This window comes from Tautonia marina (genome assembly GCF_009177065.1).
Classification (GTDB): Bacteria; Planctomycetota; Planctomycetia; order Isosphaerales; family Isosphaeraceae; genus Tautonia; species Tautonia marina.
Map to the genome: position 1 here is coordinate 131,089 of NZ_WEZF01000018.1, position 19,400 is coordinate 150,488.

Annotated in this window: 14 protein-coding genes and 1 pseudogene; 6 read left to right on the forward strand and 9 right to left on the reverse strand. The window is 65.2% G+C overall.

Annotation, left to right across the window (positions count from 1 at the left end; translation table 11 throughout):
* Positions 1-110: 110 nt before the first annotated feature.
* The 4 genes from GA615_RS20390 to trxA all read right to left on the reverse strand — a co-directional run bounded on the left by GA615_RS20390 (position 111) and on the right by trxA (position 3,757).
* Entirely contained in the window at positions 111-2,081 is a 1,971-nt protein-coding gene (locus GA615_RS20390) for a 30S ribosomal protein S1 (protein ID WP_152053171.1), read from the reverse strand.
* Between the two features lie 238 nt (positions 2,082-2,319).
* Positions 2,320-2,598, reverse strand: coding sequence for a hypothetical protein (locus GA615_RS20395; protein WP_152053172.1), 279 nt, complete (start codon positions 2,596-2,598; stop codon positions 2,320-2,322).
* Positions 2,598-3,323: a phosphoribosylanthranilate isomerase gene (locus GA615_RS20400; RefSeq protein WP_390622247.1), complete on the reverse strand. Its 726-nt coding sequence runs from the start codon at positions 3,321-3,323 to the stop codon at positions 2,598-2,600. The genes GA615_RS20395 and GA615_RS20400 overlap by 1 nt, the downstream gene beginning before the upstream one ends.
* 101 nt (positions 3,324-3,424) lie before the next feature.
* Complete coding sequence (gene trxA, locus GA615_RS20405) at positions 3,425-3,757, reverse strand: thioredoxin (RefSeq protein WP_152053173.1); 333 nt, start codon at positions 3,755-3,757, stop codon at positions 3,425-3,427.
* Positions 3,758-3,849: 92 nt separating this feature from the next.
* Here trxA and cax point away from each other — a divergent pair, with 92 nt between their 5' ends.
* Positions 3,850-5,166, forward strand: coding sequence for a calcium/proton exchanger (cax, locus tag GA615_RS20410; RefSeq protein ID WP_201750260.1), 1,317 nt, complete (start codon positions 3,850-3,852; stop codon positions 5,164-5,166).
* Positions 5,167-5,275: 109 nt separating this feature from the next.
* Here the strand turns inward: cax and GA615_RS20415 are convergent, their stop codons facing one another.
* The 4 genes from GA615_RS20415 to GA615_RS20430 all read right to left on the reverse strand — a co-directional run bounded on the left by GA615_RS20415 (position 5,276) and on the right by GA615_RS20430 (position 11,984).
* Positions 5,276-5,989 (reverse strand): zinc ribbon domain-containing protein, encoded by a 714-nt coding sequence (locus GA615_RS20415; RefSeq protein ID WP_152053175.1) that lies wholly within the window; start codon positions 5,987-5,989, stop codon positions 5,276-5,278.
* 121 nt (positions 5,990-6,110) lie between these two features.
* Positions 6,111-7,793 (reverse strand): RNA polymerase sigma factor RpoD, encoded by a 1,683-nt coding sequence (rpoD, locus tag GA615_RS28590; RefSeq protein WP_152053176.1) that lies wholly within the window; start codon positions 7,791-7,793, stop codon positions 6,111-6,113.
* 33 nt (positions 7,794-7,826) lie between these two features.
* The gene (dnaG, locus tag GA615_RS20425) at positions 7,827-9,827 is read right to left on the reverse strand and encodes a DNA primase (RefSeq protein WP_235905582.1); all 2,001 of its coding nucleotides are present in this window, start codon (positions 9,825-9,827) and stop codon (positions 7,827-7,829) included.
* Positions 9,828-10,478: 651 nt separating this feature from the next.
* The gene (locus GA615_RS20430) at positions 10,479-11,984 is read right to left on the reverse strand and encodes a S1C family serine protease (RefSeq protein WP_152053177.1); all 1,506 of its coding nucleotides are present in this window, start codon (positions 11,982-11,984) and stop codon (positions 10,479-10,481) included.
* Between the two features lie 221 nt (positions 11,985-12,205).
* Between GA615_RS20430 and asnB the strand changes: the two genes are divergently transcribed.
* The 4 genes from asnB to GA615_RS20450 are packed head-to-tail and all read left to right on the forward strand — an operon-like array spanning position 12,206 to position 17,239.
* Positions 12,206-14,101, forward strand: coding sequence for an asparagine synthase (glutamine-hydrolyzing) (gene asnB, locus GA615_RS20435; protein ID WP_152053178.1), 1,896 nt, complete (start codon positions 12,206-12,208; stop codon positions 14,099-14,101).
* A 54-nt stretch (positions 14,102-14,155) separates the two neighbouring features.
* Positions 14,156-14,881 (forward strand): metallophosphoesterase family protein, encoded by a 726-nt coding sequence (locus GA615_RS20440; RefSeq protein WP_152053179.1) that lies wholly within the window; start codon positions 14,156-14,158, stop codon positions 14,879-14,881.
* Entirely contained in the window at positions 14,878-16,170 is a 1,293-nt protein-coding gene (locus GA615_RS20445; protein ID WP_152053180.1) for an MFS transporter, read from the forward strand. The genes GA615_RS20440 and GA615_RS20445 overlap by 4 nt, the downstream gene beginning before the upstream one ends.
* Positions 16,154-17,239 (forward strand): 1-acyl-sn-glycerol-3-phosphate acyltransferase, encoded by a 1,086-nt coding sequence (locus GA615_RS20450; RefSeq protein ID WP_161602458.1) that lies wholly within the window; start codon positions 16,154-16,156, stop codon positions 17,237-17,239. The genes GA615_RS20445 and GA615_RS20450 overlap by 17 nt, the downstream gene beginning before the upstream one ends.
* Before the next feature lie 70 nt (positions 17,240-17,309).
* Here the strand turns inward: GA615_RS20450 and GA615_RS20455 are convergent, their stop codons facing one another.
* Positions 17,310-18,578, reverse strand: coding sequence for a threonine synthase (locus GA615_RS20455; RefSeq protein ID WP_152053182.1), 1,269 nt, complete (start codon positions 18,576-18,578; stop codon positions 17,310-17,312).
* A 345-nt stretch (positions 18,579-18,923) separates the two neighbouring features.
* Here GA615_RS20455 and GA615_RS20460 point away from each other — a divergent pair.
* Positions 18,924-19,400: pseudogene (locus GA615_RS20460) on the forward strand (hypothetical protein); the annotation flags it as partial.

The window sequence follows — 19,400 nt, forward strand, 5'->3', positions numbered from 1 at the left end:
TGACGGGGGCGGGTCGGCTTCATTTTGGGAAGTGCGTCAATACAACGAAGCCCGCCGAAAGCGAGGGCTTCCGGCGGGCTTCGTTTGGTGGGATCAGTGATCCGAGCCGATCAAGCTTTCTCTTCCGACTCAGTCGATTCGGCAGAGGCCTCGGGCTCGGTCGATTCGGCCGAAGCCTCAGGCTCGGTCGATTCGGCAGGGGCCTCGGGCTCGGTCGATTCGGCGGAAGCCTCGGCAGCCGCAGGTTCGGCCGAAGCCTCGGCAGAAGCCGAAGCCTCGGCTTCGGTGGCTTCGCCGGACTCCTGGCTCCCGAAGGAGAAGAGCGGACCACCACCACCAAGACCGCCCTTGAGCTCGGACTTGGTCGAGGACGCGGCGGCGGCGGCAGCCGGGGTGCCAGGGGCGGCCCCTTCGGCCTTCGTCTCCTCGGCCTCGATCTCTTCCTGGCTCCAACCGGCCTTCTTCTTCGACAGGCCGATCTTGCGCTCGCCGCGGTCGACCCGGAGGATTTTCACCTCGATGTCGTCGCCCACGTTGACGATTTCCTCGGGACTGTCAACCTTGTGGTCGGCCAGCTCCGAGATATGCAGCAAGCCTTCCAGGCCGGGTTCCAGCTCGACGAAAACGCCGAAGTTGGTCAGCTTGGTGACCTTGCCCACCACCACGTCGCCGGGGTGGTAGCGGTCGGGGATGTCGGTCTCCCACGGGTCTTGCTTCAGTTGCTTCAGGCCCAGCGCGATCCGCTTGCGTTCCTGGTCGACGTTGAGGACCTGGCAAGAGACCTGCTGGCCCTTTTCGAGCAGCTCGTTCGGGTGACCGATCTTGCGGGTCCAGCTCATGTCGGAGATGTGCAGGAGCCCGTCGATCCCTTCCTCGATCTCGATGAAGGCGCCATAGTTCGTCAGGTTCCGGACGGTACCGTCGACCATCGTGCCCGGCGGGTACTTCTGCGCGACCTGATCCCAGGGGTTCGGCTGGGTCTGCTTCATGCCCAGCGAGATTTCCTGCTTGTCGCGGTTGATCCCGAGGACGACGACCTCGACCTTGTCGCCGATCTGAACCAGCTCGCTCGGGTGATTGATGCGCTTCGTCCAGGACATCTCGGAGATGTGGACGAGCCCTTCGATCCCCTCTTCGAGCTTGACGAAGGCCCCGTAGGACATGACGTTGACGACTTCGCCGGTGACGCGGGCGCCTTCCGGGTACTTCTCGCCGATGTTCTCCCACGGGCTGGCCGACTTCTGCTTCAGGCCCAGGGCGATCTTCTCGCGGTCGCGGTCGACGTTGAGGACCATGACCTCGATCGTGTCGTCGATCCGGACCATGTCGCTCGGGTGGTTGATCCGGCCCCACGACATGTCGGTGATGTGCAAGAGGCCGTCGATCCCGCCGAGGTCGACGAACGCGCCGAAGTCGGCGATGTTCTTGACGACACCCTTGCGGACCTGGCCGATCTCGATCTCCGACAGCAGGGCTTCCTTCTGCCGGGCGCGCTGTTCCTCGATCAGCTTGCGGCGCGAGACGACGATATTGCGTCGCCCTTCGTCGATCTTGAGGATCATGCACTGGATCTCGGTATCGAGGTAATCCCCGATGTCCGAGGGGCGTCGGATATCGACCTGGCTGGCCGGCAGGAAGACGTTGACGCCGATATCGACGAGCAAGCCACCCTTGATCTTCTTCGTAACGCGGCCGGTGACGACGTCGCCCTCGGCGTGCTTGGAGATGACGTTCTCCCAGGCCCGCATGCGGTGGGCCTTCTTGCGGGAGAGCAAGATCTCGCCGGTGTCGTCGTCCATGCCTTCGAGCAGGACTTCGACCTCGTCGCCCGGTTCGGGGCGGCCCTCGGTCTCATCCCACTCGTTCAGCGGGACGAGCCCCTCGGCCTTGTAGCCGACGTCGACAATCGCCTGGTCGCCGACAATATCGACCACCTTGCCGTGGACGATCGTATTGAGCACATACTCCTGGCCCTCCTCAAGTAGGGCCATCGGGTCCTCCTGGCTGCCGTCGGTGTAGACGGCGGTGGAGAACTCTTCATCGGAGATATCGAACTCGCGGAGCAGGTTGCGATCTACCATAAAAATAAGGTCGGTCCGGACCGCCCGGCAGCCTCCGTCCGTCCCGGCGCGCGTCGGGTCGGGATCGTTGCCGCCCTGGATGCAAAAGGGAAATCGAAGGAGAGTCAGGTCCCGGCGCCGCGCGCAGGCCGGGATTGGGGACGCAACGAGCCATTGTAACCACGCCTGCCGAGGTCCGGATAGGGGGATTTCGCCGGATCCGACCGAAGAATCGGCGCGTTCCGGACCAACGACCGGGTCAAGCCGCCGTCCAATCGTCCGACTCGACCCCGAACCACGCCAGAGCGGCTCGCTTGGCCTCGTCGAGCGAGGCATGCCAGGTGTCGGCAGCGATCGACCCGTCCTGCGCCTCGACGATCAGGAGACAGCCGGAATCGTCGGCTTCGATCAGAAGGTCGATCAGGACCGATCGCGTCGGGGTCGGCAACGGCTGCGCGGCTCCCGGAGGAAGCCAGCCGCGATGCGGTTGGCCCCCCAGGCATACCGAAAGCCCTTCGACGCGCAGGAGCCGCCGCATCAGGCTGACCGGGCGGCTCGGATGAAGGCCGACACGAGGTCGCGGTCCTTCCGACCGGGACTCGACTCGACCCCACTGGCGACATCGACCATCCAGGGCCGGACCCGAGCGACCGCCTCGGCAACCGTGTCGGGCGTCAGGCCGCCGGCAAGGATGAGCCGGGGAGCCGCGCCTTCGGCCGGCTCGTGATGCGTTGCCAGAAATGGTGAGGTGTTGAGACGATCGGCCAGATGGTCGAGGACGTCGGTTGCAATGGCATGCCCGGTGCCCCCTTGCTGGCCGGGCACGAAGGCATCGACCAGCACCGCGTCGGGCAATCCATCGAGCTGCGCCGCGAGGACGAGCCAGGCTTCCAGGCGATCGACGGATGCCCGGTCGGCCAGGCGGAAGGCTCGAATCACCTGGTAACCGTCTCGCTTCAGGTCGCGGACGGTTTCGGGCGGTTCCTCCCCGTGAAGCTGCACGATCTGGACACCGGCACGCTCCGACTCCCGGACGATCTCCGCCGGGAGTCGATCGACGAACAGGCCGACCGGTTCGGCAAGCCCCGCCATCGCCGCGACCAGACCGGGAGCTCGATCCGGCGGGACATAACGCTTCGAGGCCGGGTGGAAGTTGATGCCGATCCAGTCGGCCCCCGACCCGGCCACCATCCGAGCATCGTCGGGCGTGGTCACGCCGCAAATCTTGATAAGCGGAGCGGAAGCGTTGATGACAGCGTCCAAATCGTAGCGTGACGACGGCCCACGCTCAGCGGATGGCCGTCGTCCAGTATGTTTCACAGCATTGCACGTTAGCGATCACGAGCGGCAAGCGAGAGGCTCACTCAGGAGACACCCATTTCGGCCAGGGTCGCCTTGAACTTCGCCTCGGGGTTCACTCCGACCAGGCGGCCCACTTCCTTGCCCCCCTGGAAGAAGACGACCGTCGGGATCGACGAGATACCCAGGCTGCTGGGGGTGTTGTTGTTCTGGTCGGTATCCATTTTGCCGATCTTCACACGGCCGGAATACTCGTTCGCCAGCTTTTCGATTGTCGGCGCGAGCATCCGACAGGGACCGCACCAGGGGGCCCAGAAATCGACCACCACAGGGACATCCGAATCGAGAACTTCCGACTGCCAAGTCGCGTCGGTAAACTCTTGGACGTTCCCAGCCATGAGAGAGCCTCGCCGTCTGTAAAGGATGCTCGATCGGAGCCGAACTAAGGTCGCGTCCCTCGAGTCGGGGATCGCACGGGAGCCATTATAAATTGACTAAGAAGCGAGTCAACCGACGGGAACGATCGCCATCACGACCAGAGGGACGCTCCCCTCAGGAAGCGAGGCATCCTCTGCCCCCCGATTCCGCGGCTCATACATTTGATTGGCGAGACTGGTGCGACCCCCGTCGTGTCGGCTGGTTGAGCCTGATGTTGCTGTTCATTCCCATCGGCATCGGCTTGCGGATTGCCGGGGTCGGAGAGACCTGGCAGTTCATCACGGCAGGCTTGGCGATCATCCCCCTGGCCGGCCTGATGGGAGAATCGACCGAGCACCTCGCCCACCGGCTCGGGCCGGGGATCGGCGGGCTCCTGAACGCCACCTTCGGCAACGCGGCCGAGCTGATCATCGCTCTGTTCGCCCTGTTCCGCGGCTTCGACGAGGTGGTCAAGGCGTCGATCACCGGGTCGATCATCGGCAACCTCTTGCTCGTCATGGGCGCCAGTCTGCTGGCCGGCGGCCTGCGATGGCCCCGGCAGCAGTTTAATCGGACGGCCGCCGGGGTCGGCTCGACCATGATGGTGCTGGCCGCCTTCGGCATGCTCATTCCGGCCATCTTCTACGCCTTGCCCGAGGTCGTTCAGGTGGCCGAGGAGGAAGGCCAGGGGCAGCGATTAATGCTCGAACACGAGCTGAGCGTCGGCGTCTGCATCATCCTGATGGTGACGTACGTCCTCTACCTCGTTTTCAGCCTCAAAACGCATCAGGACCTGTTCAATCCCGATGCCGAGGAGGGGACCGCCGACGAGAGCCTGCACGGCCACGGTCCCGGATGGAGCATGAGGCGATCGATCGGGACCTTGCTCTTGGCCACAACCTTCGTGGCGATCATGAGCGAGATTCTCATCGGCGCCGTCGAGCACACGACGCAGTCGTTCGGTCTGAGCGAGGTCTTCGTCGGTGTGATCGTCGTGGCGATCGTCGGCAACGCGGCCGAGCACTCGACGGCGATCCTGGTGGCGATGAAGAACAAGATGGACCTATCCGTGGGCATCGCCATCGGCTCGGCCCTGCAAATCGCCCTGTTCGTCGCGCCGGTCCTGGTCTTTGCCAGTTACCTGCGCGAGGAGCCGATGGACCTGCTCTTCACCACGCTGGAGATCGTGGCCGTTTTGCTCGCCGTCTTCATCGCCCGGATGGTGGCCGAGGACGGCGAGTCGAACTGGCTGGAAGGGGCGATGCTCCTGATGATTTACGCCATCCTCGCCGTCGCCTTCTTCGTCTTGCCAGCCGGCCACGGTGAGCACGGCGCGGAGGGAGACCACCCAAGCCCGGCGATCGAATCCGCTGCCCTCGAAGGGGGATGACCGGTGATCTCGAGATAGGTACGGGCTCGGGATCACCTTTCTCATTTCTCAGGAAGGTGATCCCGGGGCCGTCCGGTGATCGGCAGCGCCTCGGCGGGCGATCGATCCATCAATCCTCGACGAGGTACATGATCCGGCCGCAGGTCTTGCAGAAGACCAGGCGCTCGGCGTTCATCAGCTCGCTGATATCCTGGATCGTGTTGACCTGATTGCAGCCTTCGCAGGCTCGGGTATGGCGATCGACGGCGGCGAAGGCGTCGTCTCCCTTGCCCTTGACCGAACGCCGGTAGCGTTCGCGATCGTCGGGAGGGACCACGGCCTCGCTCTCGGTAATCGCCGCTTCCAGTTCCTGGAGCTGGGCGCGCTGCCCTTCGGCCTTGGATTCGATGTCGTGGCGAAGGGCCTCGACCCCCTCGGCGAACTTGGCGACCTCGGCCTCTTGTGTGGCCAGTTCGGCGGCGGCCGTTTCGACCCCCTGCATCAGTTCGAGGATGGCCTCTTCCTTGCTGTTGACGTCCTTGTTGATCATGGCGATCTCGTTCATGATCGCCTTGTATTCCTCGTTCTTCTTGACGCTGTTGAGCTTGATCCGCAGGTCGTCACACCGGGTTCGCTGACTCTGAACCAGCAGTTCCTGACGCTGGACGTCGGACTTCCGCTGCTTCAGGGCAGTGCGGGCCTCTTCGAGGGCCGCGCGGCGCGATTCGAGGCCGCGCATGCGGGCGGCGAGGGTCTTTGGTCCGGACTCCAGACGATCGCGGAGCGCCTTGACGCGGCGGTGCAGGTCGTGAAGTCCGCGGAGGTCGTCAACGGTCGCGGGCATCGGGGTCGGGCTCCTTCGGGACGATGGGGACGGTGGGGACAGGATCGGGCAGAGACCGCGCCCTTGGCAACAAAAAAACCGCCGGTCGCCTCGGGGCGACCGGCGGTTCAGGTGTCCGGTGTCAACCGGTACTTTCCAGGAAGCCTTCCAACTGGCGGCTTCGAACCGGATGTTGCAGCTTTCGAACGGCCTTGGCCTCAATCTGCCGCACCCGCTCTCGGGTGACCTTGAAGATGCGGCCGACTTCTTCGAGCGTATAGGTGTAACCGTCGCCCAGGCCGTAGCGGAGTTTGATGATCTCGCGTTCCCGGTAAGTCAAGGTCTTCAGGACCGCGTCGATCTTCTCCTTGAGCATTTCCTGGGTGGCGGCGTTGATCGGGCTCTCGGCGGCCTCGTCCTCGATGAAGTCGCCGAAGTAGCTGTCCTCGCTCTCGCCGACCGGGCGGTCGAGTGAGATCGGGTGCCGGCTGATCTTCATCACGCGGCGGGTTTCCTCGACCGAGATGTTGGCGACCTTGGCCATTTCCTCGATCGTCGGCTCGCGGCCTTTCTCCTGGAGCAGCTTCTTCGAGACGTTGCGCAGCTTCGACATCGTCTCGATCATGTGCACCGGAATGCGGATCGTGCGAGCCTGGTCGGCAATGGCCCGGGTAATCGCCTGGCGAATCCACCAGGTGGCATAGGTCGAGAACTTGTAGCCGCGACGATATTCGTACTTGTCCACGGCCCGCATCAGGCCGGTGTTCCCTTCCTGAATCAGGTCGAGGAACGAGAGGCCGCGGTTGCGGTACTTCTTGGCGATTGAGACGACCAGGCGAAGGTTGCCGCCGGAGAGTTCGCGCTTGGCCTGCTCGTATTCCTTGTACCGCTCGTTCATCAAGGTGACGCGCCGGGTGAGGCTCCGGGGCGTCTCCAGGGTCATGATCATCAGGTCCTTGAGCTCTTTCTGGAGGTTGGCCAGGTCGTCCTGGTTCCCCCGGCCGGCCAGGACAAGATCGCGCTGGGCGAGGATCTCATTCAACCGGGCGGCGATCTGCTCAAGCCGCTTCATCAGCGGCTGGACCTTCTGCGTGCGGATCGACAGTTCTTCGACGAGCGTGACGGCCTTGCGGCGACGGCGGGCCAGATCGACACGAAGGACGCGGGCGGTGTCCGGGTCGTCCTTGGCTCGGATGTAGGCGCGGAAGTCGCGGAGGTTGCAGTCCATCAAGTGATCCAGCGTGGCCAGATTCGGCTTCATCCGCTGGAGGATCTGTTCCTTCTCAAGGTTCTCGGTGACGGAGACCTTGACGGTGCGGTCGAAGGGCAGCTCACCGGAATCGACTTTTTTGAGCACATCGACCACCAGCCGCAGGGCGTAGTCGCATTCGAGGACCTTGCGACGGAACTTGCGGCGAGTGATCTCGATCCGCTTGGCCAGATTGATTTCCTGGTCGCGGGTCAGGAGCGGAATCTCACCCATCTGGGTCAGATACATGCGAACCGGGTCGTCGATCCGTCGCGAGATCTCGTCGAGATCCTCGGGGGTCAACTCGCCGTCGTCATCATCCTCGGCCTGATCGTCGATCACCTCGTCGTCGGCATCGTCACCCAGATCGCCGGCATCCACCAGCCGGGCCTCGGCCTCTTCCTCGTTCAGCAGGTCAACGCCCAGTTCGTCGAGTCGTTCGAGCAACTCGTGGAGCTTCTCGGGGCTGCTGGAAATCTCATCCGGCAACTGGTCGTTGAGCTGATCGTAGGTGAGAAACCCTCGCCGCTTACCCAGCTCGAGGAGCGTCTTGAAACCCTCGTCCAGCTTTTCCATCGACACACTCTCCTAGGGGGAACCGACGTCGGGTCAAGACGCGTCGGACGATTTCTTGGTGGAGGCCAGCCGCAAGAGCTCTTGATTCAGGCGCATCTTTTCCCGCCAGAGTTCGCGGTACGACTCGGGCTCGTCGGCGAGGTTGATCTCGGCCAGGGCACCTTCGAGGTCACGGAGGCGGTCGCGACAGGCACGCTCGGCCAGCCGCGGCAAGAGACTGGCCAGGCGTTCGCGCCAGGGCCGGGGCAGATAACGACCGTTGACGTACCGCTCCGAGAGCGGCCTGGGGTCGATCGGAGACACCAGCGAGGCCACCAGGCTCCGCACGCTCGGGTCGTCGAGTCGAGACGACACCTCCGAGACACTCGCCTCCCGGCCTTCGCCGTACAGGTCGTAACAGACCTGAAGGATCGTCCGGAGGGGGGCATCGCGCAGTGACGTCACTTCAACCCGGGTAATGACCCAAGACACCACGGAAGGCTCGTTCAAAAGAACTTCGATCAATTCTCGACCCAGGGGATCAAGGTCCCCGGGACGAATGACCGGCGGTGGGGCCGCCTCGCTCGCTTCGGGCACGCGACCGGCCGTGACCGGCGCGTCCTTGTCTTGTTCATAGCTTACATGATGATGCGCCGGTCGGTCGGGCCGTCGGCGCTTCTTCAGGTCACGTCGCAACGTCTCGACCGGCAAGCGAAGCCGCTGCGCCAGGCGATCGAGCGCCTTGGCCGCCTTCAGGTCCAGCCCGGCCCGCCCTCGGTGCGAGGGCATCCGGGCCAGCAGGTCGAGCACAGTGTCGGCCGCGCGACGCGCCCCATCGAGATCTTCGAGGTTGAAGGCCGAGGCGGCCCGATCGACCACGTGATCCAAGGGGTCGGAGGCCTGATCGACCAGGGCGAGCATCGCGTCCGCCCCTTCGCCGAGCAGGAAATCGCAGGGATCGAGTCCTTTCGGAAGCGTCAGGACCCGCACGTCAATCTCGTGATTCAGGAACAGCTCCAGCGAGCGATCGGCGGCCTTCTGCCCCGCCTCGTCGCCATCGAAGACCAAAACGGCCCGATCGGCCAGCCGTCGCAAGGCCCTCACGTGGTCGTCACCGAGCGCCGTGCCGAGCGTGCCGACAACATTGGCCAGGCCGACCTGATGCGCGGCCACCACGTCGGTATACCCCTCGACCACGGCCACCCACCCTTGCTTCCGGGCGGCCTCGCGGGCCAGATCGACGGCGTAAAGGTTCCGACGCTTCTGGAAAAGCGGCGTTTCCGGCGTGTTGAGATACTTGGCGACACCCAGGCCCGACTCGGCCATCCGTTTCTCGACATCCGGCAAGATCCGACCCCCGAAGCCGATCGCCCGGCCCCGGATGTCGCGGATCGGGAAAATCACCCGTCCCCGGAAGCGATCGCGGAGGCTGCCGTCCCGCTCGCTCCTCGCCGCCAGCCCCGCGCGTTCGAGCAAGGTCTCGTCGTAGCCTTCCCGACGCCCCCGAGCCAGCAGCCAGTCACGACGATCGGGCGCGAAGCCGATGCCGAAGCGATCGATCGACGCGGCCAGAATCCCCCGGCGCTCCAGGTAGCCGCGGGCCTCGTCCGAGCCGACCAGGGCCGTCCGAAAGGCCCGCTCGGCCCAGTCGCAGGCGGCGAGCAGATCACTCTTGCTCGGGCCGCTGGTGGCCGTGGCGGTACTCGGATTGTCCAGGGCCACTCCGGCCCGATCGGCCAGCATACGCAACGCCTCAGGGAACTCGACCCGCTCGTAATCCTTCACGAAATCGAAGATGTCGCCGCCGGCTCCGCAGCTCCAGCACTTGTAGGTCTGACGTTCCGGGTTGATCTCAAGCGACGGGTGGTGATCGTCATGGAAGGGGCACAGGGCCTTGAACTTCGAACCCGCTCGATGCAGAGGAAGGTACTCGCCAATCAGGCTCACGAGGTCAATCGCGCCCTTGATCGCGGCAAGCGTCGCTTCGGAGTGTCGGGGCACCGGGAACTCCCAGAGGTTGAGGTCGCAGTCCCGGATCGGCTGCAGAGACGACAACGAGATCGGCTCCGGACCTCGGGCGAGGTCGAGCGGGTACGAACCCAATCTCTCGTTGGCTCGCCGTCTCCTGCACGGCGATGATACCGAGATTATACCCCCACTCGAATTTCGGTCAAGTTCGCCCGGCCGGTTGCCGAAGCGATGACCCTTCGACCGAACCCTTCTCTTAAAAACCACTTGCAGCAAACCACCTCGCAAGAAAACCTGCGAGTTCTTCCCGCCCAATGAGCCAGACTCTTGACAAATGCCCGCCAAAGCGTTCCGCCTCGCCACTCAAGTCATTCTCTGGCAATCGCCAGAGACCGTCTCGACCGCTTTTGCGGCCAATCGGGCCGAAATCTGTCTCGAAAACCAGGTGTCCAAGTCAAGCCCCTGTGCGTCGGGCAAATCGACCGTGCCGTCCCCATCGACCGTCCAAAGGAGCTTGCAGGCAAGGATGATTCGGTCGGACAAACGTCCGGTCCGACGGGCCGGCGTTGAGGTCGACCGGCTCGGCTGCCCCCTTCACTGAGAACCGAATTTCCCGCGTGGTTCCGACAGGGCCGAGCCGGAAAACCACCCGGCCCCCCGAGATTGAGCCCCCAGTCGGTGGAGACCGGGGAGGCTCGACCTCGGGGGGCCGGTAAGATCGTGAGCCGTTGCTCCGCATCAGCGCGGTTGCAGTCCTGGATTTGGGCCGCCGATGGTCCACCAGAGCCAGGTGCCGTCGATTGCGACCGCTTGCAGACGTAGGCCCTTCTCCTCGTCGTACTGGGCCGCGGACACGTCGTGCAGTTCCTGCAGGGTCGTCACCGGAATGTCTCCGACTCCGGTAATCCGCAAGAGCGAGAGAATTCTTGGGTCGATCCCCGATCGGGCGGCAAGGCTCCCCGGACTGACGCCGGCAATGTACAGGCCATCCTCGGGCAATTGCTCAGCCAGTTCGACCGTCAGGTTCTCGGGCGGTCCTTCCACGACGACCAGGCCGAGGTCCATCAACACGGGCATGGCCTGGATCGTGACGGAAAACTCCTCGCGATTGCCGTTGCGGATGACGGTCACCGGCACCGACTGTTCGACCGGCATGGTCGTGGCCCGGGTCCGCAAGGCGTTCGTGTCGTCGACCGCCACCCCGTCGAGTTCCAGCACCACGTCGTCGGTTCTCAGGCCCGCCTTGGCCGCGGGCCCTCCCGGGACCACCCCGACGACCCGCACCCCCCGAGGCTCCTTAAGCCCCAGCTCGTCCACGTCGTCTGCCTGGACGTCCTGGATCGTCACGCCCAGGTAGCCCCGGATGACTCGACCATCCTTGATCAGTTGATCGACGATCCGCCGCGCCAGTGCCGAGCTGATCGCCAGGCCGATCCCCTGATACCCGCCCGTTTCCGAGAGGATCGCCGTGTTGATCCCGATGACCTCCCCCTTCAGGTTGATCAACGGACCTCCGGAGTTGCCCGGATTGATCGCCGCGTCGGTCTGGATGAAATCCTGGTACAGGTCGCCCGGGAGCTGCAACCCGCCCCGGCCGGTGGCCGAGACAATGCCGGCTGTCACCGATCGGTCCAGCTCAAACGGACTGCCGATCGCCAGAACCCAGTCACCAATATCCATCTGGTCGGAATCGCCCCACGAGGCTTCCGCGTTCAATCGCCCTTCAACTTGCAGCACGGCAAGGTCGGTCTTCACATCCGAGCCGACCAATCGGGCGGGGAGCTGTCTCCGGCCCAGCCAAACGGTGATCCGGTCGGCGTCCTGAATCACGTGATGATTGGTCACGATGAAGCCGTTGCGGCTGTCAATCACCACTCCCGAGCCGGCCCCCGTAGCCAGTGGCATCGGCCCGCCAGGGCCTCCCATGCCAGGAGCACCCAGTTGCGAGGTCCGCACGTTGACCACCGCCGGCTGCACCTTCGTGCTCGCCAGGCGAAACAGGGCCGACGATCGGCCGATCAGGTCGTCCCCGTCAAGCCGCTCCAGCGCCTCGGCCGCGGCAATCGACCGGCCGACCTCGTACCGATAGCCGATCTGCTGCGCCAGGTAGGGCGCACCGTAAACCGCTCCGGCCGCCAGGCAAAGCATGAGCAAGACAATCAGGAACCCGCGGCGCACCGGCGGCGTGTCGGGCCGGGGCGGGGGCTCCAGCGGATCGTAGTCAATCGGATCAAACGAGGCCATCGGGGAGCATCTCCACGGCGCATTTCATCCAGGGCCGGAACGCCTGTTCGGCCCGAATCCGCGATAAGGCAAGCGTATGCGCCAACCGCGCCGAATTCAACGGCCGGCCCGCGCGCCTCGGGGTTCGCCCGGCTTGGCAGACGGCGATCGACCGCAATAATGGAATCGAACGCGGTCCACGATCGGCCCGAATTCGAGACTCGGGAGGCCCTTCCCCCCTCATGTGCGGTATCGCCGGCTTCCTCAACCGCGACGGCGAAGCCGCCGATCGCTCTCTCGTCGATCGCATGACCGCGCCGATCACCCACCGCGGGCCGGACGGCTCCGGAGCGTTCGTCGAGGGGCCGGTCGCCCTCGGACACCGCCGTCTGGCCATCATCGACCCGAGCCTCGGCGCCCAGCCGATGAGCAACGAAGACGGCACCGTCTGGGTGACGTACAACGGCGAGCTGTACAACGAGCCAAGCCTTCGCCGACGGCTCGAAGCCCTCGGCCACCGCTACCGGACCCAATGCGACACCGAGAGCCTCGTCCACCTGTACGAGGAAGAGGGTCCCGACTTCGTCCGGCAACTGAATGGCATGTTCGCCCTGGCCCTCTGGGATACGAAGCGACGGCGCTTGATCCTCGCCCGCGACCGCATGGGCCAGAAGCCCCTCTTCTACGCCGAAACCAGTCGCGGCGGCCTCGTCTTCGGCTCCGAGCCGAAGGCCCTGCTCGTCCATCCCGACGTGCCCAGGAGGCTCGACCCCGACGGCCTGGCCCGCTATCTCTCGTACGAATACGTCCCCGCGCCCGGCTCGATCTGGCAAGGGATGAAGAAGCTCCCGGCGGGTCACCTGCTCGAATGGTCGCTCGATGCTCCCCGGACAGCGGTCCCTCGACGCTACTGGGCCGCCCCCCTGCCCGTTGCCGAGGCCGACGCCCTGCCCTTCGACGAGGCGAGCCGCCGGTTCTGGACCCTCTTTCGAGAGGCGGTCGCGCGGCATCGGCGGTCGGATGTGCCGCTCGGGGTCTTCCTCTCAGGAGGGATCGACTCCTCCAGCGTCGCCGCGGCCGTGGCCGAACTGCAACCGGCCGCCTCGATCCGGACCTTCTCGATCGGCTTCGACGACCCAACCTTTGACGAGAGTGATCACGCCCGAGCCGTCGCCCGGCACCTGGGGACCGATCACCACGAGCGCACGTTCGCCGTCTCCGATGTCCTCGACCTCTTGCCCGAGGTCGCCGGCTGGCTCGACGAACCGTTCGGCGATGCCTCGATTTTGCCAACCCACCTGCTCAGCCGGTTCGCCCGATCGGAGGTGACCGTCTGCCTCGGCGGCGACGGTTCCGACGAGTTGCTCGCCGGCTATCCGACCTTCACGGCCGAACAGCTCGCCCGATCGTTCCGACGCGTGCCGGGGCCGTTGCGGTCGCTGATCGCCACGGCGGTCGGTCGCCTGCCCGTCGATCACGGCAACATCAGCCTCGACTTCAAGCTCAAGCAATTCTTGCGGGGGGCCTCCGAGCCGGGACCGCTGGCCCACCTGCGCTGGATCGGATCATTCAGCGGATCGGAGCTGCGCGACGTGCTCGTCGATCCGCCTGCAATCGACGTCGAGGCCGAGCATCTGGCCCGAGCCGCCGCCCTTGTCCCCCAGGCCGACCCGCTGACCCAATCACTCCGCCTCTATCAAGACACCTATTTGCCCGAGGACATTCTTACCAAGGTCGATCGCGCGAGCATGGCCACCAGCTTGGAAGTCCGCGCCCCGTTTCTGGATGCCGAGCTGGTCGACTTCGTCCAGGCGTTGCCGGCATGCCACAAGTACGCCCGAGGGACGGGCAAGCGATTGCTCAAGACCGCCGTGGCGGATAGGCTACCGGCGTCGATCGTGAAGCGCCCGAAGAAAGGCTTCGGCATTCCGGTGGCCCGCTGGCTCAACGGCCCGCTCGCGGGATTGCTCGATGATCGACTCGCCCCCGATCGCCTGCGGCGTCAGGGGCTCTTGAAGCCCGAGGTGGTCGGCCGCTTGGTGGCCGAACATCGGGCCGGGGTCCGCGATCATCGCAAACCGCTCTGGACCCTCGTGTCGTTGCAGCTTTGGATTGATCACTGGCTGGGCGGCTCCTGAGTCTTCCCCATCGCAACCCGGTTCGGGGATCGTCGCGCACAAGGAGGTCGGGGGTTGAGGATCCTCGTCGTCTCGGACATTCACGCCAACTGGGCGGCCCTGTCGGCCATTAACGAGCCACACGACCTGTGCCTCTGTCTGGGCGATCTGGTCGATTACGGCCCTGATCCCCTCCCTTGCGTGCAATGGGCCATGACGCACGCCCACTACGCCGTCCGGGGGAACCACGACCACGGCGTCGCCCAGGGAATCGACGTCGGCGGCGACCACGGCTACCGCTACCTGACCAGCGTCACCCGACAGCAGCACTGGCAGGCCCTCGGTCCCGCCGAGCGTCGATATCTGCTCCAGCTTCCCTTGACCCGGCGTCTGACACTCGGCGGCAAGCATTTTCTCCTCGTTCACGGCACGCCGCGCGACCCGCTCGACGAGTATCTGATGAACGATCCGGCGACCTGGAAGCGCCGCCTGGCCGGCATCGAGGCCGACATTGTCTGCGTCGGCCACACGCACATGCAGTTCAACCTCCGAGCCGGCGACACGATCGTGCTGAACCCCGGCAGCCTCGGCCAGCCGAGAGACGGCGACCCGAGAGCCGCCTACGCGATCATCGAGGACGGCAAGATTCACCTCAAACGGATTGACTACCCAATCGAGGAGACGATCGCCCGCACCCTGGCCTCAGACCTCCCCGAGCGCGCCAAGCACCTCTATTGCGAAGGGCTTCGCCTGGGACGCCTCCCCCAGTCGGCCCCCTTGCCTCAGGGGGGGACGGTATGAGCGAAGGCGAAGGGGACGGCGACGGTCCCGAAGGCCGGCCGGGGCCTCCCCACGTCGGCCGGCCCCACCTGATCCTCTTCGCCCTCATTTATGCGCTGCAAGGGGTCGTTTTTGCTTACGTCATCAACTTCAACCAGCTTTACATGAAGGCCGCCGGGCTGGGCGAAACGACGATCAATGACGTGCAGACGTTTGCCATCATCCTCCCCTTTGCCCTGAAGTTCCTCTTTGGGCCGATTTCCGACCGCTTCAACCCGCTGGGCCTGGGGCATCGTCGGCCGTTCATCGGGCTCGGGATCGGGATGCAGAGCCTCGGCTTGATCGGCCTGGCCCTGATCAATCCGGGGCAGCATGTCGGCGGATTTGCGACGGTGGCGCTGATCACCGTCCTCGGCCTGGCGATCTACGACACCTGCTGCGACGGCCTGATCGTTGATGTCACGCCCGAGGCCGATCGCCCTCGCGTGCAGTCGATCGTGATGGTTGCGCGGTTCGTCGCGGCAACCGTTCTGACCTTCGCCTTCGGCCATTTCCTCGCCGAGACCGGCATCGGCCCCGGCAAGAGCGGCTGGATTCTTTACACCTGCGCCGCGTTAGGGCTTCCTCCCCTGGCATTGACCCTCGTCATCCGGGAACGCCGCGAGGGCCATCCCGCCGATCAGTTCGACTGGCACGCCTTGAAGGTTCTCATCCGCCCTCGGGGGCTGGCCCTCATCGCCTTCGGCCTGCTCTACGCTCTGCCCGGCTGGGGGGTCGAGATCAACTTGCCCCTCTTTTACGCATCGAGCGGCTTTGACGAGTCGGCCGTCGGCCTCTGCGGCGCGGCGCGGCTCTCGGGACGAGCGGTCGGGGCCATCCTGCTCCCCCTGGCAACGCCGATTCTCGGCCGCACGGGGACGATTGTTCTCGGCGTCGTCGGCCTGATCGGCTCGACGATGGCCCACGCCGTCATCACCACCGGAGACGTGGCCACCGCCGCCGCTCTGGGCTTCCTGTTCGGCGTGGCGAACGGCTGGAATGACGTCCTCTTTGCCACCCTGGCGATGGGTGCGGCTGATCCGAGGCTCGCAGCCTCGACCTTTGCGCTCTTCATGGCCGTGACGAATTTGAATATTCTCGGCGGATCGCTCTTCGGCCGAGGGTTGGTGGCACTCGGCGGGAGCTATCCGCCCTTGTTTCTTCTGGCCGGGCTGATGATGGTCCCGGCCTTGCTCCTGGTCGGCCCGCTCGCCCGACTGGCGCCGCGGGCCTCCGATGCGAAGGATCGCCCCGATGAGTTCCTTGCCTGACGTCTTCGTCTGGATCGGCGCAGTGTTGGCCGTGCTGGCCTTCCTGGCCCTCTGCCCGTTGCTCATCCTGATGGTCGTCGCGGCGGTCTACCCCGACGCGATCCAGTCGGCCGTTCGGTTCGTGCTGACGCCCGTCTATCGGCTCCGGATCATTGGTCTGGAGCACCTGCCAAAAACCGGGCCGGTCCTGGTCATCGCCAATCACGTTTCCTGGATCGACGGGTTCCTTCTCGCTGGATCCGTCCCTCGACGAGGCCGGGCCCTGGTCTTCGCCCCGTACCTGAAGATCCCGATTGTCGGCCCATTGGCAAAACGATCCGGCATGATTCCCGTCCCCGATCGCGGCCCGAAGGCCCAGCGGGCCATGCTCCGGGCCGCCTTCGAGGTCCTCGACAACGGCGAGGTCCTCGGCATGTTTCCCGAAGGCCAGATCTCCAGAACCGGCGTCATGGGCACGCTCTACCGAGGGGTGGAGGTCATCGCCAACGGCCGAGAAAACGCCGTCATCATTCCGGTCTATCTCGATAATCTCTGGGGAAGCATCTTCAGCTTTTCCGGCGGCCGGTTCTTCCGCAAATGGCCAAGGGGATTGCGCCGAACCCTCATCATCTCCTTCGGCCCGCCGATCGAACGCCCCCTGACCGTCTTCCAGGCCCGGCAGGCGATCATCGAAGCGGGCGTCCGGGCCTTCGAGCTCCGCCCGGAACGGGACAAGACCCTCCTTCCCGAAACCATCGACCTGAGCTTGCCGCACCTCACGCACCCCGAGTTCGGCCTCCTGACCGCCTCGGCCCCGAACTTCGAGCGCGGCATGATCCGCCAGACCGGCCACAAAGACGGCTCGGTCGGCCAGCCCGTGCCCGGCGTCGCCCTCCGCGTGGTCGATGCCGACGGCCAACCACTCCCTCCCGACACCGAAGGCCAGCTCCAGGTCCTCCGCGCCGGTGATCCCAACTGGCACGACCTGGGGCTGACGGCCCGGATCGAACGCGACGGCTTCGTCTTCCTCACTCAGCCTCCTGCGTCCCCAGAGGTCCCCTCTCAGCAAGCACCGACAGCCCGACCCTGACCATTCTCCGGACCGACGGAGCGATCGCTCGTGGCCCGCCTCAGCGTCCCGTCGGGCATGCCCCTCCGCCTCACAACCCGCCGTGGAAACAGTCTCGAATCGTCGGCAAGTACTTCTCGGCCGATGCGGTGTTGACCAGGACCACGCGATCCCCTTGCCCCACGATCCGACGATCGGCCAGTTCCTCCAGCACCGCCAGTGTCGCCGCCCCTTCGGGCGACCAGGCAAACCAACGATCGTCCCACTCCTCCTGGATCACTCGGCGAATCCGATCATCATCCACCGCGATCGCGCATCCCCCCGTCGCCCGGATGATCCGCAAGACGTTAATATGTCCCACATTCTTCGCCACATTGAGCCCGGTGGCGATCGTCTGCCCCGCCGGTTCGGGGGTAATGTCCTCGTCCCCCCGATCAAACGCACGGACCAACGGCGTCGTGGCCGATGACTGCACGCAGACGAACCTCGGCCGCTCCGAGCCGATCAACCCCAGCGCCTCCAGCTCGTCGAATCCCTTGGCCATGCCGACCACGCCCGTCCCTCCTCCGGTCGGATAGACGATGACATCGGGCACCTGCCACCGCCGGTCGGCCAGGCGATTCCCTTGCGGTTCAGCCATCTCCAGCCCGAGCGTCTTCTTCCCCTCGGTCCGCCAGCCGGGCTCCTGGAACGTCGCCACGCTGAAATACCCCTGCGGCACGTAATGATCTCGCACCCGAGCCGCGCAATCGACAATCGTCCCCGGCACCAGTTCCAGCTTCACCCGATCCGGATGCAAGGCCGCCAGGGCCGCCACGTTTCCAAGCACCGGCCGATCCGTGTCGGGCGACATCACCACCACCGCCTCAATCTCCGCCGCGACCGCATACCGCGCCAGCGCGTCGCCCGCATTTCCTTGCGTCGGCACCGCCAGCCGCTCCAACCCCAGCGCCCGGGCCATCGAGACAGTCATCGCCATCCCTCGGTCCTTGAACGACAGGGTCGGATTGGCGCCAAACCCGGCGTACGGCTTCCCCTCGTCCTTGACCTCCAGCCGACAGCCGATCCGATCGGCCAGCGGATGCTCATACGTCACGCTCGGCGTGGCCCCCTCACCCAGTGAGACCACATGCCGGCGGTCGTCCGGATCGTTCACATCCAGCGGAAGCAACCCACCGAATCGCCAAAGGTCGCGCCGCTCGGGATTCCAGAAGCGATCCGGCCCTTGCTCAGCCCGCAGGCGATCCAGGTCGAGCACCACCTGCACGGGCCTCCCGTCCTGCTCGCAAAGGTTCATCACCCGATCGGCCGGATAGGTCCTGCCGCAAACGGTACAGGCCAGATGAGCCACGTAACGCATAAGTCCCCCTTTCCAGGTTCGACCACGGTGCCAGGCCGAGCAGAGTTCCCCCTCCCGGTCAGTTCGCCCGGATTGTATCGCATGCGCCTGTTCAACCCAGCCCCGCCCCCCTCAATCCCCAAATCGGTTGAATAGAGTTGCCGGAATCGTCGTCACTGGCAGAAAGAGATCCCGGCCGTTTCCGCCCGATTCGGATCTCGTTGAGGCCCCACCATTGACGTGCTAGGCTAACTCTCGATTGTCGCTTTCCCCCAACATCGGTTGATTGGGACACGTCTACGGATGTCGTGTTCCTGTGCTGGAGACCCCCCTCATACCCCACGATTGACGAAAGGTGCCCGACCCATGCGTTCGACGTTCATCGCTCGGTTCCTCCCTGCCGCCGTGGCCGGCAGTCTCGTTGCCTTCGGACCGATGGCGTTCGGTCAAACCGATGAATCTCTCCCCGTCGAGGCGGTGGAATCCACCAGCTCCAACCCCGCCCCCAAGCCCCCCTCGCAACCCGAGTTGCCCGTCGTGGACCTCTTCGAAGGACTCCGCACCGGCCAGATCGCCGTGCGGGCCGAAGGGGCTAAGGGAGGCGCCATGACCGTCTCGGTCACCAACACCTCCCGCGCTCCGCTCCGCGTCGTCCTGCCCCCCGGCCTCATCGCCTCCGGTGCCACCGGCCAGTTCGGCGGCATGGGTGGCATGGGCGGCGGGATGGGTGGCATGGGCGGCGGCATGATGGGTGGCATGGGCGGTATGGGCGGTATGGGCGGCATGGGTGGCGGCATGGGTGGCGGCATGGGTGGCATGGGCGGTATGGGTGGTATGGGCGGT